Origin of the sequence: Peribacillus sp. NPDC101480 (assembly GCF_050277335.1) — a bacterium.
GTDB lineage: Bacteria > Bacillota > Bacilli > Bacillales > DSM-1321 > Peribacillus.
Genome location: NZ_JBNNSB010000001.1, coordinates 366929 through 391401 on the forward strand (window position 1 = coordinate 366929; position 24473 = coordinate 391401).

Below are 24473 nucleotides of genomic sequence, written 5' to 3' on the forward strand. Positions count from 1 at the left end.
GGAAGGTGATATAGATGAAGGTATTCATTGGTTATGTCAGTTTATCCGGTAATACCGAGAAAATGGCTATAAACATAAAGAACAGAATGAAGGCTGTCGGCTGTGAAGTATATATGGAAAGATTGGATACTGTTGAAGTTGATGCTTTAAAGGATTTTGATTTGGCCTTTATCGGTTTATATACATGGAATCTAGAAGAGTTACCGTATGAAGCAAACGAGTTTTATGAAGAAATTGATCAAGTGGACTTTACTGGAGTGAAAGTTGCATTCTTTGGTGCCGGCGACCTGACCCATTCGAAACCCTGCGCTGGGATAGATATCCTTTCCAATAAAATGAAGAAATTTGGATTTGATGTATATGATCAAGTGTTGAAAATACACCATGAAAGCAGTACATACGAACAATTAAGCAAATGCGAAGACTTTGCAGAGCATGCCCTTATATGGGGAAGCAATAGGAAGAAGTGGAGATTCTTCATGTGGGATCGGATGCTAGGCAGCCCCAAATACCAAAAGTCTGTATTTTTGTTAAGGAGGGTCCTTGATGATTACCCAATTAAGTACAAAGGGAGAAGCAAAAAAAGAGGAACTTATACAAGAACTTCTGAAATTCGGGATTTTTAAAAAATATAATAAACAACTTTACGAGCTTCCGATAGTAGTTTTACAGAAGGAATTCAATCACTTGAGAGGTGAATTAAAAAATGTCTAGGAGAAGGAAATCATATACTGAACTTCTAAAAGAAAACCGCGAACTTCTGTTGCATGACAAAATTGAAGTGGAACGCATCTATACAAAGATCGATCAAAAAGCCATCAATGAAAAAAAGGGCGGTAAGCAAGTACAATCATGACTGGTTAAAATTTGAACGTTGATTGAAACTTGGCACTCGCTTTCCACGGGCGGTCCCGCACTCGGAGCTTTTTGCGCCTGTGGTTCTTTTATGAAACGCTCGCTAGATTGAGGAAATTTGCGACACCCCTGCCGAAAACTGGCTAGCCGAGACCCCGGAGTCGCTTGCGTCGAGGAGGCTTGGCAGACAGTCAGCGGAAAGGAGCGGATTTCTGAAATCAACTCGAGTATTTTTGAAACTTCAGGCAAACTGACTTTTCTTCAAGTTTGCCTGAAGTCTGAGCCGAAATCCATTTTTGATTTGGTTTTTTCTTTTGGGTCTATAATTAAATGCTGTTGGTTTCCATATTCAGCAAACAATGCAGTCAGTTGAAGAAGAAGGTATTTTCCGGTTGGTTGCCGAATAAAAATTCTTTAGGTAAATCTTAGGGGGAGTGCAAATTGAAAAATGTAATAAATGGAATCAATCATTGGATAGGTTTTATACCTGAAGAGTTCAACCGGAGGACAGAAAAAGAAATAAATCATCGACCAATGCCACACAAATGGTCCAAAAAAGAGATTTTAGGACATCTATGCGATTCTGCATTGAACAATATGGATAGGTTTATCAAGATTCAGTACGAAGTACAGCCATATGTTATACAACCATATAATCAAGACCAATGGGTATTGATTCAGAATTATCAAGAGCGGCCAATGGATGAGATCGTTAATCTTTTTTGTTCTTTAAATAAGCAAATCATACATATAATAACGAATACACCAAATGATAGATTATCTAATCTTTGTGATATAGGAAATAATCAACTAAAATCATTGGAGTGGCTAATAAAAGATTACCTAGAACATATGGAACATCATATTAACAATCAAATTATAATAAAAAAATAGTGATCCATAGGTCACTATTTTTTTATTCAATTTTTCACATTTGCACTCCATGGATCGTATTTACCATTTTTTATAATTAAAGTAATAAATAACTAATAAGATAACTCCATACGTTATAATGAATGGGCTCCAAGGGAAGTGTCAGAAACCTGCAGGAGTGATCATATGAATGGAGGTTATATGTGTTGAAGAAAAAATTATTGGTCATGATTCCAACAGTTGCCTTGATGTTGGCCCCTCTAGGAACGGTTACTTCAATTACCCACGCAGCATCAAAGGGCAGTGAAATCCAGAAATTCGAAACGAAGGCGGAAACACGCCCGACCCTCAGGAAAGGCTCACGTTCGAGTTATGTAAGAGACTTACAGCAAAGCCTTAAAGATGTTAAATATAATGTAGGTGTTGATGGGATTTTCGGTACCCAAACACAAAATGTGGTAAGGGAGTTTCAAGTGGATCATAACTTGAGTTCGGATGGTATCGTCGGACCGAAGACATGGGCTGCTTTAGATGAAAATAAGGTGGAAAGAAGACAGTTCACGGAGAAAGACGCGATCGCGTTAGGTAAGAAGAAGCTGGGTAACAACATCGTATTCAGCGGTGATGGCAGATTGCTGAAAGATGGTAAAGGAAAATCATATTACAATTATAAAGCAGCTAATAAAGATTGGATCGATCAAGGCGGCACAGGAACGATTGGGTGGTTTCACATTTATAAAGATGGCCGTGTAGTCGAACAATAAAGGGATATACATGCAAAAAATGTTCTCACTTTAAGTGGGATTTTTTTTATGGATATTAAAGTAGACTAAATACAGCTATTTTTGGCTATAAATAACAAGTAAATACAGATATAATAGTAAATGGACAGCAATTTGGTATAGTGGGCAGCGGTCACTCCTTTTCAGAAAGGGGGTGTCGCTGGTGATTTCTATTATGGACGGACTGATGCTAATGATTTCATTCGCCTCTTTAATCGTCGCAGTAATCGCGGTTACATTAAAAAAGTAACCCCCTCCATACCATCCGGCCAGATGTATGTAGGAAAAGGGTTACTTTCATGATCGAGTAGCAACTGACTTACCACAGAAAGCCGCTGCTCTTTATGCAGTTTGCTGTTCATTAAGACGCTGGTTAAACCAGTGTCTTTTTTTATTTATTAGTTATCAATATTATATCCTCATTTTGCCTATACATTCAACTAAAAAACATGGGTGAGATATTGCTTAACGAAGTCTTTGGTAAAATCAATTAGACTTTAGTTAAATCCTTGCCGGAATCCAGTTTGAATAATTTCATTCCTTTATAAGAAACAATTGAAGGAATCATACAAAGCAAGGCCATCGGTAAACAATAAAGCAGATAGAAATGCCCTCCGTTGTCAAGCAAAGGAATATAGGCTAAAGCAACAAAAAGTAAAGTGAAAAAAATGATCGTGAAAATCCCGAAAGATTGATGATAGAAGGCATGAATTTCCCTTCTTTTTTCATCTTGGTTGGGTAAGGTCTTTACTGCTTTGTGCGTTCGAAGGAATAGGTACAAGGAGAACATTAGAAATAAAGCGGAAAATGGCAAAGCGATTGCAAATAATGAAACGTCAAGAATGGAAAGATAAAAGCTGGATAAAAAGAAAACTTCAGATACCCCTAATGCAAAACAATAATTGAAGATACTTATTCTATCAGGTTGTTTAAGCATGAAATCCCTCCTTCTATATCATATTATGCAACTGCTTTCATGTTCACCACTTTGTCACATTTAAAAGGAAAATAAATGTTCCAAGTTCCACCCAGGATCAAGCAGATGGGTAAATGGCATCGCTCGATGGTAGTCAGATTTATCAAGCCTGCAGATTTTGAATAGAGTCTTTGCATATTACGAATAGTAATAAAATATCGCTTAAAGGGGGGAGTGCTCAATGTCTGTAAAAACGGCAATTAAAGGATTTTTGCTTGTTCTTCTATTATATGTCCTTTATGTAGTGGTGACGGCTGTTGTTCTTTTCCCCAAAGCAGAAAAAGAAGAAAACAGGCCGATTAAACAAGTAAGTGAATATATGGGGGAGAAGGAAGCCACCGTGGATCGTGTCCTGCTTTTCGAAGACGGTTATGAGTCGGGACTCGCCAGAATGCGAATGATCCAGGAAGCCCAGCATTCAATCGATATCGCCTACTATGCTTTTGGAAAAGGCAAATCAACAGAGCTTTTTCTTGGAGCCTTGATTGATGCGGCTGACCGAGGTGTCAAAGTCCGAATCCTTCTGGATGGAATATCTCATGGACTCAGAGGTCAATTAAGCAGTGCCCGTTATGCATTGGCTTCGCATGAAAACATTGAATTAAGATATTACGAAACCTTTAAGCCATTTAAGCCGTGGACCTGGCATAATCGCCTTCATGACAAGATTATCACTGTAGATGGAAAGTTAGGCATCATCGGCGGGAGAAATATTGCAGATAAGTACTTAGCAAGCAAGCCGCCGAGGAACTTTGTCTATGACAGGGATGTACTCATTTTCAATGCTAAAGAGGAGAAAGATAGTGTAATCGTTGAAATGAAGGACTATTTGAATCAATTATGGAATCATCCGTATACGAGCGATGTTTTTTCGGACCTCTCGAAAAGGCAAACGAAAAAAGGAGAACGTGAAAGAGATGCATTAGCGAAACAATATAGCAAAGCATTGCAAACTGAAGCTGATTTCGTTAATCCAGTCGTCGATTGGAACAAGGCTACAACACCTACAAAGAAAGTGTCCTTCATTCATAATCCAATCGAACGTTTCAACAAACACCCTATTGTGTGGAGATCCCTATTGGATATTGCTGCGAACGCCAATCAATCGGTATACATCCAAAGTCCCTATATTGTTCCTGGGGATGCCTTGAAGGATTATGTACCGAGGCAAATGGATCCAAAGGCTGATTGGACAATACTTACCAATTCGGTGGCGTCAACACCGAATGTTATCGCCTTTTCCGGTTATTTGGCGCTTAGGGATAGCGTCGTTGAGACGGGGGCAAGGCTTTATGAATATTCAAAGCCTTATTCTTTGCATGGTAAATCGGTTGTCTATGATCGACGATTAAGTGCAGTGGGCTCCTATAATTTGGATTCCCGATCTGCCTTTCTGAATACAGAATCGATGGTGGTCATCGATAGTGAAAGATTTGCAACGCAGTTGATAGGTGCCATCGATTCGAAAATCACAAAAAGTACACTCATTGCGGACAATAAAAAATATATACAACCGCCTGAAGATCAGAAGAAGGAAGAGTCTTTTTTTAAAGCCACCTTTTTAAATGCCCTCTCGAAAATCACGGTATATTGGAATAGGTTCATTTGAATGATGACGAAAAAGACAGCAATCACGGAGATTGTTGTCTTTTTTGCCTTTAGCGGAGATTATGTAATGAATACATGTGTAATTTGCTATACTTGAGCAAGCTAATCACAACAACAATCGTAAGGAGAACAGAAACATGCAAACATTACAGCACCTATCGAAACGTATTGTCTACCTGCCGCCAGTTCAGGAAACGGATCGCCCGGTTCTTGCCGCCGTGACGGGAAACAAGAAAACGCTTATCATCGATGCCGGTAACTCAGTCAGGCATGCACAGCTCTTTAAGGACGAATTGCTTCGTAAAGATATTAGCGGGAATTTCCTCGTTCTTACCCATTCACACTGGGACCATGTTTTCGGACTGGAGAATATCGGGATTCCAGTGATTTGTCAGGAAAAAACATACACCAACATTAAAGATATGCAGCAGCTTTCATGGGAAGATCGGGCCCTTGATCAACGGGTCGAAGAAGGGACGGAGATTACCTTTTGCGCCGATGCAATCAAATTGGAGCATGGGACGAATAGAGAGATTTCCTTTCCTCTGCCCGATATCATCTTTGAAAGAACGATGACGATCGATCTCGGCAATATAACCTGTGTCATTGAGCATGTAGGGGGCGATCATGCTAAAGATTCCTGCATCATCTATGTACGGGAGGAAAAAACATTATTTCTGGGAGACTGCCTTTATGCCAATCTTTATGCTGAAAAATGGAATTATACGCCTGAACAGGCTTCGCTGCTCATTAAGAAAATTGAAGCCTATGATGCCGAAACCTACATACTCTCCCATCATGATAAGCCTTGCACGAGACTGGAAATGGAGGCGGAGCTTAAGCTAATGAAAGAATGTGCCAGAGCGGTGGTCGAACACCGGGGAAACCGAGCTTTAATGGAGCAGGAACTGGCTAAAGAACTAAAGCGGGATCTAACTGAGGACGAACGTGAAACAATTGGATTTTTCGTGAATGGTTACTTTGAGTGATTGAAGACCATAGGGGTGGCTTGGGGTATGAGGTCGGTAATACTGGGCTCATACCCTTTAATTTGGCCTTAGTTCTCAAAGGCTCATTCAAGGTCCCCACACCAAATCGATAATAATAGTTAATAGTACTGAAACTATAAGAATTGATAGGAAACCTGATATGATTTTCCCTGCTTTTGCTCCTCTGTTATCGGGATAAATATGACCAATGATAAAGGAAGGGATGAAAAATATAGCCGAATAGAACATTGTATAATGAATACCTGAATCTCCATTTGACCATGCGCTTAGTCCGATATTATTTAAAATATCATCTCCTATGCAAGGTTTATCGCCAAATTGAAAGGTAAACAATATTCCGATTAAACATAGTGCAAAAGAAAGGGAACCTAATCCGATATCCTTTGTTTTCCTAACTTCAATAGTTTTCATTTCTATTCTCCCTGTATAAAAATAACAAAATATGTTTTTTATATTGTAACATTCATAGCCTTATTTCTGGTCCGTTTAATATAACTTTTATATAGCTTGTACATGTATCACGAGGGAGGATTCATCATTTCTATCGGGCTTCAAATTCTGTAAACATAAGGTCTTTTATAGGCTTTTGCTCTTTGCTTGGAGGTAGTCATAGCCCTTAGTTGTCTTTGTGAGATTGGTGGTACGATTACTGTCCCTGAGGGATACATAATGTTGTTTTTATCATTTAAATGACGTGCATTGACTAACAAGGCATGTCCGAATTCATGAGCCAAGATATCCATATTTTTTTGTTGGAATGTATCATATGTCATGACGATATTACCCAGTGTTCCTTTATTATCCCAGCTGACGTTAGCAATAGCCTTTCCATCTTTAAGGTCTTGTGCATTAATGTAAAACACAGCAAGTCCAGTTTGACGGCCACGATTACCTTTTCTTAAGGCTCTAAAAACTTTCTCCCGTTGTCTCATCCGCAAAGGTACGGAGATCGTTGCTATAGTGGCATCAGTTTTCAAACCACACTTCCGTGCTCCTTCTTTAGTTCTTAAATCACAAATATTAGGCCGAAAATCAATTCCCCATATGTCACTGGCGTATTTAAATTGTGTTCTTATATCTTCTTCTCTTACTTCAGCAGCGTTACCTAAAATGAAAACACAAACATCGGTCGTATACCGAGTACTCTGACCGTTGTTATTCTTACTGGTTTTCTTATCTTTTTTCTTTGACACAGCGTTCATCCTTTTTTTTATAAATTGCCACATGATAATAAATGCAGAAATTCCTCAAGATGTTTGGACAACCCTAAACAAAAAGTTGAATGACCAAAGAATTTAAAAAATTCCAATTTTCAGAAGCATGTAAGGCTCCCTTAGGGGAGTTCATAATATTTGAATCGTATATACTGTGTTCAAAAGCGTTGTTTGTGGTGGTTTATGGTAAAGTGCAGAAAAACAATAATAGGGGGATGGAAATGAAACTTTTACTAAGATTATCTTTAGTAAGTATTTGTGCATTGTTTTTAATCCCTGCTAGCGAAGATTGGAAAACTGGTAAACTGTACATTCTGTTGTTCGGTGACGGGGGGAAAATAGTGAAGTGAACATATGATTCTCTTTTGAAAACATTATCGTTTCATTTATTGTGACACTAACTCAGCAAGTACCTTAATCCCTGTTTCTGTAAAAAACTGCACCTCTGATTGTTAGGTGTTTCTAACAATTAGGGTGCAGTTCAGATTAATTATGAGCTTTTTCCAGAGCTAGCTTTAACCCGAAACCAATCAAGACCGTCCCGGTTATACCCTCGAAAATCGCTTGGGTTCTAGGCTTTTTCATGAAAGCACTGATCTGGTTCAGCAGATAGATATAAAATACAAACCACAACGCAGTTAAAACGGTGTACGTCATGCCCATGATCAGGAACGGAAAAAACGTATCATTTCCCGGGTTCACGAACTGAGGCAGGAACGTTAAAAAGAAGACGGCCACTTTAGGGTTCAGCAGATTGGTAAGGAAGCCTTGCTTAAAGCAAGACTGGTTTTCGTACTTACTTTTGACTGATGTTTCCGCCGCTGCGGCCACTTGTTTATTCCTTAATCCCCATAGGGTCTTGAAGCCTAGATATACTAAGTAAACGGCACCGACATATTTGAAGATGGAAAATAGTAAAGCGGATTTCACAATGATTGCCGAAAGTCCGAACACGGCAGCTGATGTATGAATAAGCAGGGCACAGCACGTGCCGAACATCGTTTTAAAACCTCCCGACGTCCCTACGGTAACGGTGTTCCTTGTGGCTATTGCTGTATCTGGACCGGGTAAGATGATGAGAAGGATGCACATGATGATGAACAAATAAAAGTTTTCCATATTCGGACCTCCACTCTTAGTGATGAATTCTGAAAATTATAACATAAATGCACTTGGTTTAGGGAGATAAATTTGATAGTTAATGGTTACCTCAATAGAAAGGGAGGCAATAAAAAAAACAAGCCAAATCATTTTTTGATCTGGCTCGTTTTTTGAAAAAATTTGTTAGGGTAACTTTTTCAACACAGCACGTACCGGACTTCCATCTGCTTCAACTAAAGGAAGAGGGAGGGCTGCCAGCTCATAATTACCCGGTCCTATATCGTCTAATACAAGTCCTTCCAAAATGTGAATTCCATGACCGGCAAGTTCATGGTGGGCAGACAGTTCTTTACTATCCAGTGGATCTACTGATGGTAAATCAAGACCAATAAGACGGACGCCCATTTCTGAAAGATATGCCGCTAATTCTGGCTGGATAGGAGGAATCGTTTGTGGAAACACACTTCGATCCTGCCATGCATCCGTCCGTATTAACAGACGGGTAACGCCAGTTAGATCTATACTGGATAATTCATCGACTCCGATGCTTGTCTTGTTTGGTAAATGGATAACTCGGGCAATTCCCATATATAAGTCGAGATCCAAATCAATCACTCTTTTTCCATCGTCATCAAAATGAAAAGGTGCATCAATATGGGTACCGGTATGGATACTCATATTGATTTGACCAACATTGACAGATCCACTTTCTTCTTTACTCCAATTTACTTTATAAGAGAAAGGTGTATCTCCAGGCCAAACTGCAACGTTATCATCCAGACGTTGTGAAATATCAATCCATGTCCCCATGCATTTACCTCCATCTCTGCTGGCTGTTTCTCTGCTGCTTATTATATTACATCATAGCTTCGTTCTTAAACTCCATAGTTCTGGGAAAAAGTGTTGATCAAGTGCCCTTTTTAAATACGTTACACCTGATGATCCGCCAGTACCTTGCTTATTACCAATAATCCTTTCCACTGTGGTCATATGATTAAAACGCCATAATTGCTGTTGGTGGCCAATGTCCACTAACTTTTCGCCCAGCTCATATAAGTCCCAATATTGCTCAACATCGCGATAAACAGTCAGCCATGCCTCTTCTACACTCGAATTTGGTTCATATCTTTGTGACCAATCCCTGCTGATGGCTCCTTGATCAATAGGTAATCCACGGGCTACAAGAGCATTAATCGCCGCGTCATAAATACTTGGCTCATGAAGGGCCTGCTGCATTTGCTCGTATAACTCTGTTTGGTGCTGATAGACTGATAGCGTATGGACATTTTTGTTTCCTAATGCAAATTCAATCAAACGATTCTGATAAGATTGGAATCCGGAAGATTGTCCCAGTTTATCCCTGAACTCCATGTATTCAGCCGGCGTTAAGGTTGAAAGGACATTCCATGATTGAATCAATTGCTGCTGGATCCTTGAAACGCGAGACAGCATTTTAAACGAAGGTTCCAGCTTGTTTTGGCGGATAGACTCAGTCGCTGCTGTCAACTCATGTAAAATGAGCTTCATCCATAGCTCACTCGCTTGGTGGATAATGATAAATAGCATTTCATCATGATGATCGGAACATCTATGTTGACTGGTTAAAATCTTATCAAGGTGGAGATAATCTCCGTAAGACATCGATTTTTGAAAGTCGGTTTGAATTTCTTTCTCTAGACCCGTTATTGTTTTTTCATTGTTATCCACATTTTTCATTCCGCAATCTCCTCACTTTTCCATATGCAAAAAACTATTTATTTCGTCATTCTATTCTATCTTCTTTTCCAGAGATTCTTCCATTACATTATGGTTAATATTTCTTCTTTTTGAAATAAAATAAGCAACAGCTAAAAATAGTAACCAAGGAATCCCGAATTGAAGCATGATTTTGAAATCCGTAAACCATGACGTAATCATCAAACTAAATAGAAGAACGGCTCCTAGTATCGTTAAATAGGGAAAACCAATCATCCTTACTGGTAACTTGCGTCCGCCTGTTTTATCCCATGTAACCCTGAAAAACAAATGGGAAATGAAGATCATGAGCCATGTGAACATAGCACCGAACATGGAAATCCCCATCATGAAGGCATAGGATGAACCAGGAAGTAACGCATGAACGCCTGCAGCGATGAAAATTCCCGTTGAAGAGACTGCAAGTGCTTTTGTAGGAACACCCCTTTTGTTTAACTTTCCTAAAAAGCTAGGTGCATTTTTCCCACGTGCCAATGAAAACATCATCCGTGTTGAAGCATAAAGCTGAGCGTTCATGGCAGATATGGCAGCCGTTAAAATAATGAAGTTCATGATCCCGGATGCACCTGGAATGTTCAATATTTCCATCACTTTTACGAATGGACTTACCTCGATCCCAGCCGTTTTCCAAGGAACGATCATCAGCATGATGCCGATTGTCAGCACATAGAAAGTGGATAAACGGAACACGGTTGCTTTTAATGCTTTTGGGACAGCTGCATCTGGATCTTTTGCTTCCCCTGATGTAACCGCTATCAATTCAGTTCCAAGAAAGCTGAATAAAGAAATAAATACGGCTATCCACATCCCCTTCAAACCAAATGGGAAAAAACCGCCTTCATTCACGAAGTTTTCCGGTCCTATATGTGGCTGTTCGGATGAACCGAATAGTACATAGGCTCCAAGAAGGATAAAACCAACAATGGCACTTATTTTAATAAAGGAGAACCAATACTCAAATGTCGCGAATGTATTCACGCTGGTAGCATTTACATAAATCAGGACCCCTGCAAACAGCAAAATCCATACGATTCCCGGAACGCTCGGAAACCAATAATTCATATATACGCTGACTGCACTTACTTCAACCCCAACAGCCAAAACATTGCCAATCCAATAAGAATAGCGGACAAGATAGCCTGCCATAGGAGTCATGTACTTTTCCGCAATGGCTCCAAAAGATCCGGAAGTAGGATGGGCAACCGTCATTTCGGCTAAACAGCCCATCAACAGTAAAACAATGAACGCCCCAAGAGCATAACTGAGCAATACACTTGGCCCTGCCGCTTGAATCGCAAGCCCGCTGCCAAGGAATAGCCCTGTCCCGATGGCACAGCCCATCGCGATCATGGAAAGCTGATTTGTTTTCAGCTCACGTTTTAATCCTTTTTCTGGCTCATCTTTAAAGTTCAATTGAGTATTTTTGTTCTCCATAGTTCATCCCCTTTTTATCAAAAAAGATTTTAGCCTGCCGTAATTAACTAACCATTTGAGGGATGAGCCCCATTTGGCGGAATTCCATGTTATGCGACCACTTCACGCTCATTCTTGAATTTTTCATATTGTTTTTCCGACATGATTTTCTTGAGTATTTGTACAACTTCCCAAACTTCTGCGTAGGAAGTATATAGTGCAACCGGAGCGAGACGAATGATGTTAGGTGCCCGGAAATCTGGAATGACACCGTTCTCTTTCAGTGCCTTGCATATCCGTGCAGCTTCTTTATGCTCAAGGCTTACATGACCTCCGCGGCGTATGTCTTCACTAGGAGTTCCAATGAAAAATCCCATGTCTTCCAATTCGAATTCGACTAAATCCATTAAATATTGATTGATTTTAAGGGATTTTTCGCGAATATTCTCAATTCCAGCTTCTATAAAAATGTCCAAAGACCCAATCAAAGGCGCACAACTTAACACATGCGGCGTGCCAATTTGATACGCTCCTGCTGATTCAGCTGGTGTTAAGGTATGTTCCATATCGAATTGTTTATCTTTTTTTGAGCCGAACCATCCAGCCAATCCAGGCATCGTTCCAAAATGTTTTCGATTTACATATAAACCGCCAACACCGCCAGGACCGCCATTTAAATGTTTATAATTGCACCAATACGCAAAATCCACATCCCATTCGCTGAATGAATGCGGGATGGCACCGATGGAATGGCATCCGTCAAATCCGATTACAATTCCTCTTTTATGGGCCTCATCAGTCAATCGTTTCATATCCAATATTTGACCGCTGCGATACAGGACCGTTGGTAAGATGATTAAAGCGATGTCATCGGTCATTGCTTGGATAATGTCATCTTCTTCAAGAAATCTGCCATCGCGGCTTTTCACGCGGATGAGATCGGTTTCCGGATCGTATCCATGTGTACGCAGCTGACTTTGAAGAGCATAAATATCAGTCGGAAAGGTTAATTCATCTGCCAAAATTTTTGTGCGCATTCCTTCAGGCTTATAAAAAGTAGCTACAAGCTGATGCAGATTCACGGTTGTGGAGCCGGTTACAATAACTTCCTCGGGAGAAGCTCCGACCAATTGGGACATCTTCGCGCCCAATTTCTCAGCCATGAAAAACCATGGGTGATTCCCTTGCGTCCATCCATCGATCCCATGCTCTTTCCAATCTTCCAAAGACTCCAGAAGAGTGCGTTCAGCCCTTTTCGAAAGAAGCCCCAATGAGTTTCCATCCATATAGATGGAATCCGGCTTTAAATAAAACTCTTCTCGAAAACCTTTAAGCGTATCATTCTCATCCATTTGTTTAGCGTGATCCAATGTATATTCAGAAACCATAATCATCCTCCTATATTAGTATTTTAATAATTCTAGGAGAATCGTACCAAAGAATATGACATCGTGTCAATAAGTTGATTCAGAAAATTATAAACATTGAAATCGAACTTTCCAACAAATGTTTTTTATTTTATGGAAATCCTTTATGCTAGAAGATAAGGGAGGAATAAGCATGGAGAATGGCAAAGTAGGGGATAAACGGCATTTACGCTCGATCATGACACGACAAAAGTTATTGGAAGCTGCAAAGGAAATATTTCTTGAAGAAGGTTATCAAGCTGCGCTTATTTCCCAAATGATCAAAAGGGCAAACATCGGATACGGAACGGCCTATGTTCATTTTAAAGGGAAAGAGGATCTGTTAATTGTATTAATGGAGAATGTAATGGAGCAATTCTATGAAATTGCCGAGACCTCTTTCTTTCCAAAATCAAAAGACGAAGCAAAACATATCATAAACAGACAAGCTAATTCATTTTTGAAAATGGCAGAAGCTGAACGCAACATGATGCAAGTTTTCGAACAGGCCATTGGGATATCAACCATTATTTCAGATAAATGGAAAGCGATTCGCATGAAGTTCATTCAGCGAATTTCAAAGGACGTCGCCTATGCCCAGCAAAATGGTCTGGCAAGGGCTGAACTAAACCATGAGCTTGTGGCAAGAGGGTGGTTTTTCACAAATGAAATGTATCTATGGGAAATTGTCCGAAACGAACACCAAAGCACTGTCGAAGAAATTGCTCAAACCATCACCTCAGTTTACGTCGAAGGCTTGTATTTGTAATGATAATGACAGTACACCAATCTTCCGGTTTTATCGGAAGATTTTTTTTATTTCAAAACTCACGAGTAAACCCGCAGAATTCACGAGTAAACCGTTCAAACTCACGAGTAAATGCAAATTCACGAGTAAATAGTGCAAATTCACGAGTAAATTGCTCAAACTCACGAGTAAATAGTGCAAATTCACGAGTAAAGTGCCCAAACTCACGAGTAAAGTCGCAGAATTCACGAGTAAAGCGCAACTCACGAGGATATAGCTCAAACTCGGAGTATATCACGCAAACTCTGGTATATATCGATCAAACTTTCGAATATATCACTCAAACTTACAAGTAAGTGCAAATTCACGAGTAAACCAAACCGCCAAAACTCTCTCATTAGCATCGGACTTACAGCGTCTACGCCTTAAGTCTTACTAGAAAATATAGCTAAGGCTCATTATACGAACTTGTAAAAGTAGATAAGATATAAACATAGAAAGGAGGACGAAAACAATGAAGAAATTTGGTTTATTTATTGTAGGACTGATCGCACTTTTCCTGTTACTGGCGAACGTTGGTCCACTGATCAGCCTGGCGATTTGCTTGGCGATCCTATACTTTGGGTTCAAGCAGTTCATGAAGTCCGAATCGACAGGGGCGAAGATTGCGTGGGGATCAGTCTCCATTATCGTGCTGATCGTTTCTATTTCCCATATCCCGGCAATATTGGGACTGGTGGCGGCTTATGTTCTTTACCTGGTTTATAAAAATTGGAATGAAAATGATGAAAGTGAATCATCGAAAGAAAATGACCCGTTCTCAAATTTTGAAAGAGAGTGGAAAGAGTTGAATAAGAACTAATAGAAGGGACGGAATTGAAATGGGTAATTTATTTTCAAGAATGAAACAAACGATTTCAGCGGATTTTCATGACTTGTTGGATAAGAAGGAGCAAAAAAATCCGATTGGAATGTTAAATCAATATTTGCGCCAATGTGAGCAGGAGACAGAAAAGGTCGGTAAGCTGCTTGAACGTCAATATCTTTTGAAAGAAGAGTTTACGCGTGAATATGATCAAGCGCAAAATCTAGCTGAAAAACGTAAGCATCAGGCTGAGATTGCTAAGCAGTCAGGAGAAACCGATCTAATGGAATTTGCTGTCAAGGAAAGCCTGCACTATGAAGATCGGGCGCTAAGTTTGAAAGAGGCGCATAAAAGTGCAGAGGTTCAGTTAGCTGAACTGGAACGGAAATATGAAGAAATGAAGCATAAGCTGAAGGATATGCATCTAAAGCGGTTGGAACTGATGGGCAGGGAAAATATTGCCCGGGCAAACAACCGGATCAATCGGGTATTGGACGGAGGCAATTCCGAAGCCAAACCGGTAGCGATGTTTGAAGAAATGGAGCATTATATCGATCGCATCGAGCACCAGGTCCATACAGATTATAATCGGCATACGATCGATGCCAGGATTGTCCAGCTTGAAAAAGAATTGGAACAGAAAGAAGCGTAAAGTTTTTTTAAGGCATCGCTGTTATCCCCTGACCTTTTGGAATGGAGGGCGGGGGAAAACGGGCTGTCAGAAAATGATAATTTCATGGTATTCTTAAAAGGCACGGGTTCCTGTGCCTTTTAAGAATATCGTGATCATATAAAGGGGAGGCGAACCGATGTTGAACAAGATGAAGACGGACTATATGGGATGGATACTTCTCATCGGAGTCGTCCTGATTTTTTTAGAGATTGCATTTACGGGTGGAGGTCTCCTTTTTTCCCTCGCTTTTTCAATAGGATGCATCTATTTAGGCAGGAAATTCACAAAACGGACAATCGGGAAAATCCTATTTTTTATAGGGTTGATTTCGCTTATCATCAATGTCTTGAATATGTTCGTCTTTAAATTTTTCCTAATGGCGATCCTCATTTATCTTTTGTTTTTATATTATCAGTCCAAAAAGAATCCTGATTGGGTCAGTCCCATTTTAATCAATGATGATTCGGACGAAGAAAAGATCAATAAGGAACAATTGCTGAAAACCGATTACCTTTTTAAAAATAAGTTTTTCGGTCATCAACAGACGGCCGAGCAAGTATATGAATGGAATTCCGTGAATGTTCAGGGCGGGGTCGGTGATACGGTTATCGATTTAAGCAAAACGATTTTACCGAAAGGCGACGCTGTCATTTCCATCAGGAATATCATTGGCAATATCACTGTTCTCGTACCATATGGCATCGAAATCAGGGTCCATCATTCTGTCATTGCAGGCAGAGCGAGGATTTTTGAAAATAAGCCTGAATCCAGGGTCTTTAATCAAATTTATTCCTACCAAACGGAAGGGTTCAATGAAACGGATCAAAAGGTTCATATCATCACTTCAATCTTAGTTGGGGATTTAGAGGTGAAGCGGATATGAGTATACTGACACGGCAGATATTGACTGCCCTTGGTGTTGCTTTCGTTCTTTCCCTTGCCTTGCCGGCGGCGGTTTTCTTCATCTTTCCTTTATCCGACTGGAGCTTATTGTGGGAGAAAGTTGTCATGGGCTTACCCTTCGTCATATTCCTGCCAAGTCTGGTCATGACGGTAGGGCTGATTTATGGAGTCGTTTCGGGAATGTTTTGGAAGAGGCAGCTGGAAAGGATGGATGAAGGGCTGTACTTACTTGAACAGGGCCGCTTACCTTCGCAACAGGAGACGTATCCGGTCCAAGAGATGGCTAAAATGGTGGAAAGGATGCATCTAATCCATAAGCAAATCAATGAGCAGACAAAATTATCACAAAAAATGGCGAATGAAAAGGCCATTGATCAGGAGAAACAGATTCAGGAAATCGTTTCCCAGGAACGAAACCGTTTGGCGCGGGAACTGCATGATTCGGTGAGCCAGCAATTGTTTGCCGCTTCGATGTTCATGTCGGCCATCACCGAGTCACAATCCGATATGGAAAAAACGGAAATGAAACAATTCAAGGTAGTGGAAGAAATGATCCATCAATCCCAGCTTGAGATGAGGGCGTTATTGCTTCACTTGAGGCCTGTTGCATTAAAGGGAAAATCTTTACATGAAGGAATGAAGGAGCTTCTTTTGGAATTGGCCCAAAAAGTGACGATGGATATAAATTGGAAGATGGAGCCTGTCACTTTGGATAAGGGGATTGAGGACCATCTGTTTCGGATTTTACAAGAATCGATTTCCAATACACTGAGACATGCAAAAGCCAATTCGCTTGAAGTGCTATTGATCGTTCGGGATGGAATGATCATTTTACGAATAACGGATGACGGCATCGGTTTTAACGTCGAGGAGTCGAAAACGGGATCATATGGTCTGCAAAACATGCATGAACGGGCTGTTGAATTAGGCGGAACGATGCAACTTGTAAGCGTTCCGAATAAAGGAACGAAACTTGAAGTGAAAATCCCATTATTAAATGCTGGAGGTGATCATGATGATTAAAGTATTATTTGTCGATGACCATGAAATGGTAAGGATAGGGGTATCGGCTTATTTATCCGCACAGTCGGATATCGAAGTGATCGGGGAAGCGGACAATGGTTTGAAAGCTGTCGAACTGGCAATGGAATTGCGTCCGGATATCATTTTGATGGATTTGGTGATGCCAGAAATGGACGGCATAGAAGCGACGAAACGAATTATTGAAAAATGGCCAGAAGCGAAAATCATCATTGTGACAAGCTTCCTGGATGATGAAAAAGTGTATCCGGCATTGGAAGCCGGAGCGACGAGCTATATGCTGAAAACATCAAAGGCCAGTGAGATTGCGAGAGCCGTTCGTTCCACTTTCCAGGGTCAAAGCGTACTTGAACCTGAAGTGACGGGAAAAATGATGGAAAAGCTGCGTCGCCCAAAAATCACCCAGCTTCATGATCAATTGACAAACCGTGAAATGGAAATTTTACTGCTGATGACACAAGGGAAAACGAATCAGGAAATTGCCGATGAACTATACATAGCCCTGAAAACAGCCAAAGTGCATGTTAGCAATATATTAAGCAAGCTTGCCGTGCAGGACCGCACGCAAGCAGTGATTTACGCATTTAAGCATTCGCTCGTTCACGACGAGCAATGATGCAAAAAAAGGGGCTTTCCCAAAAGGATAAAACCAGCCAAAAAGAAGCAAATAAAAAAATCAAGAATGCTGTTAAATCAACATCTTGATTTTAAAGATGGGGTGTCAATAAGTCTAAATTGGACTTATGAGACAGCCCCCTTTTTCTATGGTTCTAGACAGAGACTAGAGAAGGCGAGAAATCGCCATATAACGTCTGTGAACGGGAGAGGATAAGGAGTTGATAGACTCGCTGCTGTACCAAGACCCTCTTGGGGTCTCAAAAGGACATTACCTTGTAGCCCCAGTCTTTATGTTTCACTCTTTTTATTCATCTTATGATTAGCCAACAATAAACCTATTCCCACAATCCCACCAATAATGGTTACTGTGAAACTTTCAGGTGTTCTGGTGGTGACACCATATAGAAAGCATCCGAAGAATATGACCACGATAAGAGTGTGGAATAAACGATATTTTGACATCAAAACACCTCTTTTATTTAGTTGTGGTACTTGTACTTAGTCGTAGTCTTACCTTTGTAGTTGATCTTTTCATAGTATACTGTTTTTGACTTAAATTTATAAGCTTTAAGGTCACTTTTCTTAATGTAGTTTCTAAATGAAAGACTACCATGATATAACTCTTTCCAACTAGTATATGTAGCAACTGCAAAAGAGCCGACACCTGCAGTAGTCCCTAAAAATCCTACACCACCCAATACAACCCCACCAATAATAAGACCTTTACGCCTATCTGAATTTTGATAGACCAATGAATAGTTTTTTGGAGGTACTTTCATACATGTATATGCAGGATAACATGCTGCTGCCGGTTCTGGTTTTGCCAGTGATGTAATACTGAACATGCTGGTTAATAGGATAACGGACAATAAGGCTTTTAAAGTTTTACTTCTCACGAACATTCCCCTTCCAAAGACAAATTTAAGCTCACTTTGTGTTTAATAGATATTTTAATTCATAACTTTATAATAATACAAAGTGAGAGGAACGAAATTCCAATTTTGAAATGGGGCATTGCTGTTTTGGTATGCTTATTTATTTGTTGAATGGAAAAGCTATTGCTTACCGTCTACCTCACGAACAAGTTGGATGGTTTGAATCGTTTAGACTTATTTGTAGTTAGTTATTGTAACTGCCCTTAAAATATCTGGCCAGATAAGTGTAGACAATTCAGTGTTTTCTACAATGACTCTATTCCAGAGAATCCGTAGAATTAAATCAAGCTTCCTCTGCGGTATCGAGCCTCGTTCCGTATATCCGATAAAGAACCAAAGCGAATACCATTCCTATAAAGGAGATGGAGGAGATGAACAGGTAAAGGGTCTTGCCGCCGTAAGCCCCATATATGGCTCCGCCTATATAAGAAGCAATGATTCCCGAAACCCCGAAGAATAGCAGCGCCAGTACGGTCTGGCCTGTGGCACGCCATTCCACCGGAACGATCCGATACAGATATTGGATGGCCGCCGAGTAGAAAATCGGGAAAGTCAATATCTGCATGACTTGCAAATAAGCTAATAGTTGTGGATCGGTAATCCACGCAGAGATGAAATAACGGATAAAGAAAAACGCTGCTGCAAACGAAATGATGATGATTTCCTTACCTTTGCGCAGCCACCAAAAGCTTAGGGCGAATACAACGATTTCACTTCCCGCCGCCAAGAACCAGGTCAAGCCTACAAGCTTGGCACTTCCTCCAAGTTCCCGGATATATACTCCAAGGAAGGTATCGTTCATCCTTGCAGGAACAGCACAGATAAAGACCAATAACAGAAAGAGAAGCGTCTCTTTATTGCTGAAAAAATGCTTAAGGCTGCTTAAGGTGACAGGTTTCCCTGAAACGGGAGCATCAGGCATCATCCAGCTGACAATGAAGCTGATCAAACCTATTCCTGCAAAAAGGAACGCAAGGCTGTTCGCTCCGAAATATGACATAACATAGCCGGTGATCAGCGATATGACCGCATAACCCAATGCACCATATGTCCGGATGGAGCCGTAGCTGATCCCGGATTTCTCTGCCATCGTAAAATTGAGGCTTTCCGTCAGGGGATCGATCGGCATCAGAAAGAAATATAGCAGCATGGCAAACAGGATGAGCTGAAGATAACTGCCTGAATCATAGAGGAAATAACCAATTACGCTCGAGAAAAAGATGAGTAACAACAGGACTTTTCGTATAGTCCTTGTTTTGTCGCTGATCATTCCCCATAAAGGCTGGGTGATGAGGGTGACAAAACCTCCTGTACCGACGATGAATCCGATTTGGGCTGGACGCAAACCTTGATCAGCCAGATAGACTGGGAGAAACGGAATGAAAATGGCAAGCAGTCCAAAATATAAAAAGTTAAAACTCTTTAATAATCGTATTGCTTTCATAAAAAATATGATACCTCACGTGTTCTATAGATTGAATTGATTTCAGACCATGTTATTGTATCATTGATGACAGAATTTGAAAAAATAGTTTAAATTTTATGGATGAAAATAGAATGATAGAGTTGGTTTCGAGGTTAAATTTCACTTTTTAAAAATGGATGTAAATGATAGAATTAACACTTATTGTTAATTGGGGAGGGTGGTAATTCATGGACCAGGACACAAAAGTAATTCAAGAGTTGCAGGAATTGAAGCAAAAAGTCGGTCATCTGGAAGACTTATTAACGCAGCAAAAGAATAAAAAGGAAAAAGCAGGACCATTTCGAATCTTCCTGGACGCAGTAGGCTCACTGCTATTTGGATTAATTGTTGTAGGACCGGTTATTGTGATTGTCGTTGGGGTTCTGATGGTGGCTGCATCATGGTTAGGGATGGAGTTTTTTTAGGAGAGTCTAGGCTTTTATGAATAGATTAATTGATTAGGTAAACAACAGGAGCTGTGATCGTTTTTTTTCAGTGGGAATTATTGACGATGGATAGGGAAAAGACCTTTAAAATCCGTCCATTCGGATATAACGGTTCCATTTTGTTAGTTAGGATATTAGAGGGTATTTATCCTATAATTATATAAAAATGAATTTGTTAAAATTGACCCAGAGAAATTCGAACTAATTAAAAAGGTATCATTAGTAAGTTGTTATTCTTGAAGCCTTTTCGTCATTGCTTATACGTTGGCTACTCATTTCGGTGATCTAGTTCAGATGTTAGCAGCACTTGTAAACAAAGGGAATTAATTTGGTCTAGAGGGGCGAATACGCCCTCTTCTTTATTTGCTTTGCTTTAAAGTAAAGCTTTCTTCATTACCATCCCAATTAATTGTTATATGTATAGGCATACTTTCATTAGTTACTGAACAGCCGCTACATGCAGTTTGAATTTCAACTGTTGATTCGTTGTAGTTTGTCGTTTTCTGCTTAGTTTCACCATCATTAATTGAAATCTCCAAAGTCTTGAAAAATACATCGCTGGCTACATCTTTATATTTAAAAGTATAGGTTCCATTTTCCGACTCTTCGGTAGCGGTTGCAACATACTCTCCTTTCCAATGATCGCTCTCCCCAGAAAGATTCATGTATTTATCACCGTTACTACACCCAACCAAAACAGATAATAAAAAAAATATAATAATTAACGTTTTTTTCATTATGTCCTCCAAACAGATAGTGAGTTATTCGTTAGATTTATTTCCTGTATAAATACTATAACATTGAATATATGGAAAAATATAGAGGAAACCGAGTGCGGGAAGAAGGTCACGGTTTTGCTTTTCCATCTAATTATAGACGGGGAAGGAGGTGACCTCATGATACATTTCTAACAGATAAGCTGCCGTAGCAACCAGTCTTATCGCTTGCGTTTGCCAAGAAACGGAAATAGAACCACTCATCCTCACAAGATCGTAATAGCTGGCTCACGTTGATTTCCCCTAATTTATTTCTTTGAAAATATTATCCTAAGAAAGTTATTGACAAATTTACCTTGAGTCCGTATAGTATTGGATATTATTAAAAATATTCAGATATAATTTTTGAAACGCAATGAACAGGAGTAGTAAAAGCTCATTATTAGGTGAAGAGAGCTGCGGGTTGGTGCAACGCAGTCCAATGATACTTTGAACTTGCCTGGGAGTGGTAAAGCGAAAGATAGGAATGATTCCATTCTTTTGTTTTAACGATTGACCTTCGTTACAAGGTTTTTAAAGCAGGGTTCTTTAAAGAGCCAATAAGAGTGGTACCGCGGTAAGCTTAAGGCATATCGTCTCTTTCTTCATTTGATTATGAAGGAAGAGACGATATGCTTTTTTTGATTTTTGGGGGGTAAGGATATGGAAACGGACAAACGGAATTTACAGAGGACAATGACTTCAAGGCATATAACGATGATGGCATTAGGAGGTGCCATCGGGGCAGGTTTATTTAAAGGAAGCAGTTCAGCCATTGATATGGCGGGTCCTTCCGTAATCATTGCGTACTTGATAGGAGGCATAATCCTATTATTCATCATGCAAGGTTTAGCTGAAATGGCGGTCCGCAATAGCGGTGCACGAACATTCAGGGATTTGGTCGAATCGATCTTAGGAAAGTATCCTGCCTATTTCCTGGATTGGATCTATTGGAAAATGTGGGTATTGAATATCGCGGCCGAATCAGTGGTTGCGGCGATTTTCCTTCAATATTGGCTGCCCGGATATCCAATCTGGATACTGGCATTAGCTGTTTCGGTTTTAGTTACTGCGGTTAACTTGCTGTCGGTAAAGGTTTTTGCTGAAACGGAGTACTGGCTTGCTTTAATTAAGATTACCGTCATCATTGTGTTCATCATGGCTGGATTATTGTTGCTGCTCGTTACTTTTGGTGATCATACCGCGGTCGGTTTTTCTAACTTGACCGAGCATGGCGGTTTCTTTCCGAATGGATCGACGGGTTTGATCACGGCGATGCTGGTGGTAATCTATTCATATGGCGGTACGGAAATCATCGGGGTCACATTAGCTGAAACGAAAGATCCTGAAAAAGTGGTTCCCAAGGCCGTTCGCAGTACATTGGTCAGGATCATTTCTTTCTATATCATTCCTTTTTTCATCATCGTTAGCTTAATTCCTTGGAACGAAGTAAACGGGGTGAAGGAAAGTCCGTTTGTGATGGTCTTTCAAATGATCGGTATTCCAGGTGCCGACCATATCATGAATGCCGTCGTTCTATTAGCGATCATATCATCGATGAACTCCGGGTTGTATGGTTCATCCCGCGTTCTGTATACACAAGCCGTGGATGGTCGCGTTCCGAAAATCTTTTCCCGTTTATCCAAGAAGAAAGTACCTGTTCCCGCAATATTAATATGTACTTCCGCTTTATATGGCGGTGTATTGATTTCCTTATTTGCTGGAAGCAAGACCTTCGACTTCCTAATGGGTTCGCTTGGATATACCGTATTATTCATCTGGTTGATCATTGCTTTCGCCCATTTGAAATCACGTAAACAACAGTCCGGAAAAACAAGTGCCTATTCGGTAAAATGGTTCCCGTATACGACTTGGGCTGCGATCATCGCTTTAATAACGATCCTGATCGGAATCATTTTAACGACATCCATAGTCGTTACGATCATTACACTTTGCATCTACATCTTCATTTCCTTAACGTATGTATGGAAAAAACGCCATAACAAAATCTAGAGATGGCGGAGTGATCACTTTTGCCTTCCCGCATATAAGTTTCATATCGAGCCGTGGTATATGCCATGGCTTTCGTTATGTATTCTTAGTCGGATGAAAAGTAAGAGATATCCATTTTACTAGTTCATGGGAATCATTAACTTTAGCGATTAAAGAGTTAATCTAGTGAAAAATGTAGTATAATAATCTTTGGAAAAAAACCAATATATTGAAAGCCGGAGCGAACTATGAAAAACAATTCCATACTATCCTTTCACCCGTTATATTATTTATTACTTTTGATGATTACTAGTTCCATCTATTCAATCATCAATCAATCTTCAGGTCATGCTGTCGATGTTACGACTATAATAGATGGGGAGATTCCCTTTATTAAAGAATTTGCCGTTCCTTATTTACTTTGGTATCCGTATATTTATGGATTGCTGATTTACTATTGCTTTGTTGACCGAAAGCACTATTTCGTAGGATTAGGCAGTTTGATATCGGGGAAACTTCTCTGTTTTCTTGTATATTGCCTTTGGCAAACGACAGTTCCGCGTCCAGAAGTCGTGGGCAACGATATCTTTGCCCAGTTAATGCGGTTCATCTATAGTCATGATCAACCTGTCAACTGCCTTCCCAGCATTCATGTACTGACCACATTCATCATGATGATCGTTGCCCATAAGCGGAAAGAAGAGCACAAATGGGAGTATGCCAGTGTCACTGCATTCGGAACACTGATCATCCTCTCCACGCTATTTACGAAACAGCATGCTGTATTGGATGTACTCGCAGGAATCCTCCTTGCATGCGGGGTATATGCAGCCGTCCAGTATATGTTCCAAGCACTATCGGCTATTCAGGCCAATCATTACACAGCGAGGCAAATTAAAAAGTGACCACAGGAAAAAGCCACTGTAAGAATATTCGCTCCCATGAGTTGATATGTAACAGCGGCTTTTTTTTATTGAATGATTGGGTATTTATGTAAATTATATATGGTATTATGTTTTTAATCGAATGGAAACAGTGG

The 24473-nt window shown here is 40.1% G+C and carries 28 protein-coding genes and 1 other annotated feature; of the genes, 16 read left to right on the plus strand and 12 right to left on the minus strand.

Going from position 1 to position 24473, the window contains the following annotated elements:
* The first annotated feature begins 14 nt into the window (after window positions 1-14).
* The 5 genes from ACQKMF_RS01895 to ACQKMF_RS01915 all read left to right on the plus strand — a co-directional run bounded on the left by ACQKMF_RS01895 (window position 15) and on the right by ACQKMF_RS01915 (window position 2492).
* Complete coding sequence (locus tag ACQKMF_RS01895) at window positions 15-626, plus strand: flavodoxin domain-containing protein (RefSeq protein ID WP_402939371.1); 612 nt, start codon at window positions 15-17, stop codon at window positions 624-626.
* Window positions 547-714, plus strand: a complete 168-nt coding sequence (locus ACQKMF_RS01900) for a Fur-regulated basic protein FbpA (protein WP_084786080.1) — start codon at window positions 547-549, stop codon at window positions 712-714. The genes ACQKMF_RS01895 and ACQKMF_RS01900 overlap by 80 nt, the downstream gene beginning before the upstream one ends.
* A complete protein-coding gene (locus ACQKMF_RS01905) occupies window positions 707-856 on the plus strand; it encodes an FbpB family small basic protein (RefSeq protein WP_098186234.1) in 150 nt (49 codons plus the stop codon). Before ACQKMF_RS01900 ends, ACQKMF_RS01905 begins: the two co-directional genes overlap by 8 nt.
* 440 nt (window positions 857-1296) lie before the next feature.
* Window positions 1297-1749 (plus strand): DinB family protein, encoded by a 453-nt coding sequence (locus ACQKMF_RS01910; RefSeq protein WP_402939367.1) that lies wholly within the window; start codon window positions 1297-1299, stop codon window positions 1747-1749.
* 182 nt (window positions 1750-1931) lie between these two features.
* Complete coding sequence (locus tag ACQKMF_RS01915; RefSeq protein WP_402939365.1) at window positions 1932-2492, plus strand: peptidoglycan-binding domain-containing protein; 561 nt, start codon at window positions 1932-1934, stop codon at window positions 2490-2492.
* Window positions 2493-3000: 508 nt separating this feature from the next.
* On the opposite strand, the gene ACQKMF_RS01920 is transcribed toward ACQKMF_RS01915, so the two are convergent.
* Window positions 3001-3447 carry a hypothetical protein gene (locus tag ACQKMF_RS01920; RefSeq protein ID WP_260358463.1) on the minus strand — a complete coding sequence of 149 codons (447 nt, stop codon included), beginning with the start codon at window positions 3445-3447 and terminating at the stop codon, window positions 3001-3003.
* A gap of 220 nt (window positions 3448-3667) precedes the next feature.
* Here ACQKMF_RS01920 and ACQKMF_RS01925 point away from each other — a divergent pair, with 220 nt between their 5' ends.
* Together ACQKMF_RS01925 and ACQKMF_RS01930 are read left to right on the plus strand one after the other, a co-directional pair.
* Window positions 3668-5095: a phospholipase D-like domain-containing protein gene (locus ACQKMF_RS01925; protein ID WP_402939359.1), complete on the plus strand. Its 1428-nt coding sequence runs from the start codon at window positions 3668-3670 to the stop codon at window positions 5093-5095.
* 136 nt (window positions 5096-5231) lie between these two features.
* The gene (locus ACQKMF_RS01930; protein ID WP_402939356.1) at window positions 5232-6083 is read left to right on the plus strand and encodes an MBL fold metallo-hydrolase; all 852 of its coding nucleotides are present in this window, start codon (window positions 5232-5234) and stop codon (window positions 6081-6083) included.
* Window positions 6084-6170: 87 nt separating this feature from the next.
* Here ACQKMF_RS01930 and ACQKMF_RS01935 read toward each other — a convergent pair whose 3' ends face one another.
* The 7 genes from ACQKMF_RS01935 to kynU form a co-directional block, all read right to left on the minus strand.
* The gene (locus tag ACQKMF_RS01935) at window positions 6171-6515 is read right to left on the minus strand and encodes a hypothetical protein (RefSeq protein ID WP_101223140.1); all 345 of its coding nucleotides are present in this window, start codon (window positions 6513-6515) and stop codon (window positions 6171-6173) included.
* Between the two features lie 140 nt (window positions 6516-6655).
* Window positions 6656-7297: a hypothetical protein gene (locus ACQKMF_RS01940; protein WP_402939353.1), complete on the minus strand. Its 642-nt coding sequence runs from the start codon at window positions 7295-7297 to the stop codon at window positions 6656-6658.
* A 507-nt stretch (window positions 7298-7804) separates the two neighbouring features.
* Window positions 7805-8437, minus strand: a complete 633-nt coding sequence (locus ACQKMF_RS01945) for a LysE family translocator (protein ID WP_402939349.1) — start codon at window positions 8435-8437, stop codon at window positions 7805-7807.
* Window positions 8438-8602: 165 nt separating this feature from the next.
* A complete protein-coding gene (gene kynB, locus ACQKMF_RS01950) occupies window positions 8603-9229 on the minus strand; it encodes an arylformamidase (protein WP_260358458.1) in 627 nt (208 codons plus the stop codon).
* A 51-nt stretch (window positions 9230-9280) separates the two neighbouring features.
* Entirely contained in the window at window positions 9281-10135 is an 855-nt protein-coding gene (kynA, locus tag ACQKMF_RS01955) for a tryptophan 2,3-dioxygenase (protein WP_402939345.1), read from the minus strand.
* 51 nt (window positions 10136-10186) lie between these two features.
* Complete coding sequence (locus tag ACQKMF_RS01960; protein ID WP_230176625.1) at window positions 10187-11608, minus strand: amino acid permease; 1422 nt, start codon at window positions 11606-11608, stop codon at window positions 10187-10189.
* 89 nt (window positions 11609-11697) lie between these two features.
* Window positions 11698-12975, minus strand: a complete 1278-nt coding sequence (gene kynU / locus ACQKMF_RS01965; RefSeq protein WP_402939341.1) for a kynureninase — start codon at window positions 12973-12975, stop codon at window positions 11698-11700.
* Window positions 12976-13147: 172 nt separating this feature from the next.
* On the opposite strand from kynU, the gene ACQKMF_RS01970 reads away from it, so the two are divergent.
* The 6 genes from ACQKMF_RS01970 (at window position 13148) to ACQKMF_RS01995 (ending at window position 17839) form a co-directional block, all read left to right on the plus strand.
* Window positions 13148-13762, plus strand: coding sequence for a TetR/AcrR family transcriptional regulator (locus ACQKMF_RS01970; protein WP_101223132.1), 615 nt, complete (start codon window positions 13148-13150; stop codon window positions 13760-13762).
* A 493-nt stretch (window positions 13763-14255) separates the two neighbouring features.
* Window positions 14256-14603 carry a flagellar basal body rod protein gene (locus ACQKMF_RS01975; protein ID WP_427571583.1) on the plus strand — a complete coding sequence of 116 codons (348 nt, stop codon included), beginning with the start codon at window positions 14256-14258 and terminating at the stop codon, window positions 14601-14603.
* Between the two features lie 19 nt (window positions 14604-14622).
* Window positions 14623-15258: a PspA/IM30 family protein gene (locus ACQKMF_RS01980; protein WP_427571585.1), complete on the plus strand. Its 636-nt coding sequence runs from the start codon at window positions 14623-14625 to the stop codon at window positions 15256-15258.
* A 157-nt stretch (window positions 15259-15415) separates the two neighbouring features.
* Window positions 15416-16162 carry a cell wall-active antibiotics response protein LiaF gene (gene liaF / locus ACQKMF_RS01985; RefSeq protein ID WP_427571587.1) on the plus strand — a complete coding sequence of 249 codons (747 nt, stop codon included), beginning with the start codon at window positions 15416-15418 and terminating at the stop codon, window positions 16160-16162.
* Window positions 16159-17205 carry a sensor histidine kinase gene (locus ACQKMF_RS01990; protein ID WP_427571589.1) on the plus strand — a complete coding sequence of 349 codons (1047 nt, stop codon included), beginning with the start codon at window positions 16159-16161 and terminating at the stop codon, window positions 17203-17205. Before liaF ends, ACQKMF_RS01990 begins: the two co-directional genes overlap by 4 nt.
* Window positions 17198-17839, plus strand: coding sequence for a response regulator transcription factor (locus ACQKMF_RS01995; protein ID WP_214744755.1), 642 nt, complete (start codon window positions 17198-17200; stop codon window positions 17837-17839). Before ACQKMF_RS01990 ends, ACQKMF_RS01995 begins: the two co-directional genes overlap by 8 nt.
* 290 nt (window positions 17840-18129) lie before the next feature.
* Here ACQKMF_RS01995 and ACQKMF_RS02000 read toward each other — a convergent pair whose 3' ends face one another.
* The 3 genes from ACQKMF_RS02000 to ACQKMF_RS02010 all read right to left on the minus strand — a co-directional run bounded on the left by ACQKMF_RS02000 (window position 18130) and on the right by ACQKMF_RS02010 (window position 20220).
* A complete protein-coding gene (locus ACQKMF_RS02000; RefSeq protein WP_402939330.1) occupies window positions 18130-18303 on the minus strand; it encodes a hypothetical protein in 174 nt (57 codons plus the stop codon).
* 17 nt (window positions 18304-18320) lie between these two features.
* Entirely contained in the window at window positions 18321-18737 is a 417-nt protein-coding gene (locus tag ACQKMF_RS02005; RefSeq protein ID WP_402939327.1) for a hypothetical protein, read from the minus strand.
* Between the two features lie 322 nt (window positions 18738-19059).
* Entirely contained in the window at window positions 19060-20220 is a 1161-nt protein-coding gene (locus tag ACQKMF_RS02010; protein WP_427571592.1) for an MFS transporter, read from the minus strand.
* A 209-nt stretch (window positions 20221-20429) separates the two neighbouring features.
* On the opposite strand from ACQKMF_RS02010, the gene ACQKMF_RS02015 reads away from it, so the two are divergent.
* Complete coding sequence (locus ACQKMF_RS02015; protein ID WP_260358454.1) at window positions 20430-20666, plus strand: hypothetical protein; 237 nt, start codon at window positions 20430-20432, stop codon at window positions 20664-20666.
* 380 nt (window positions 20667-21046) lie between these two features.
* On the opposite strand, the gene ACQKMF_RS02020 is transcribed toward ACQKMF_RS02015, so the two are convergent.
* Complete coding sequence (locus ACQKMF_RS02020) at window positions 21047-21424, minus strand: hypothetical protein (protein ID WP_402939323.1); 378 nt, start codon at window positions 21422-21424, stop codon at window positions 21047-21049.
* Window positions 21425-21809: 385 nt separating this feature from the next.
* Window positions 21810-22046: a binding site (T-box leader), on the plus strand.
* Between the two features lie 59 nt (window positions 22047-22105).
* Here ACQKMF_RS02020 and ACQKMF_RS02025 point away from each other — a divergent pair.
* Both ACQKMF_RS02025 and ACQKMF_RS02030 read left to right on the plus strand, forming a co-directional pair.
* Window positions 22106-23455, plus strand: coding sequence for an amino acid permease (locus tag ACQKMF_RS02025; RefSeq protein ID WP_427571594.1), 1350 nt, complete (start codon window positions 22106-22108; stop codon window positions 23453-23455).
* A 227-nt stretch (window positions 23456-23682) separates the two neighbouring features.
* Complete coding sequence (locus ACQKMF_RS02030) at window positions 23683-24339, plus strand: phosphatase PAP2 family protein (protein WP_427571596.1); 657 nt, start codon at window positions 23683-23685, stop codon at window positions 24337-24339.
* Window positions 24340-24473: the final 134 nt, after the last annotated feature.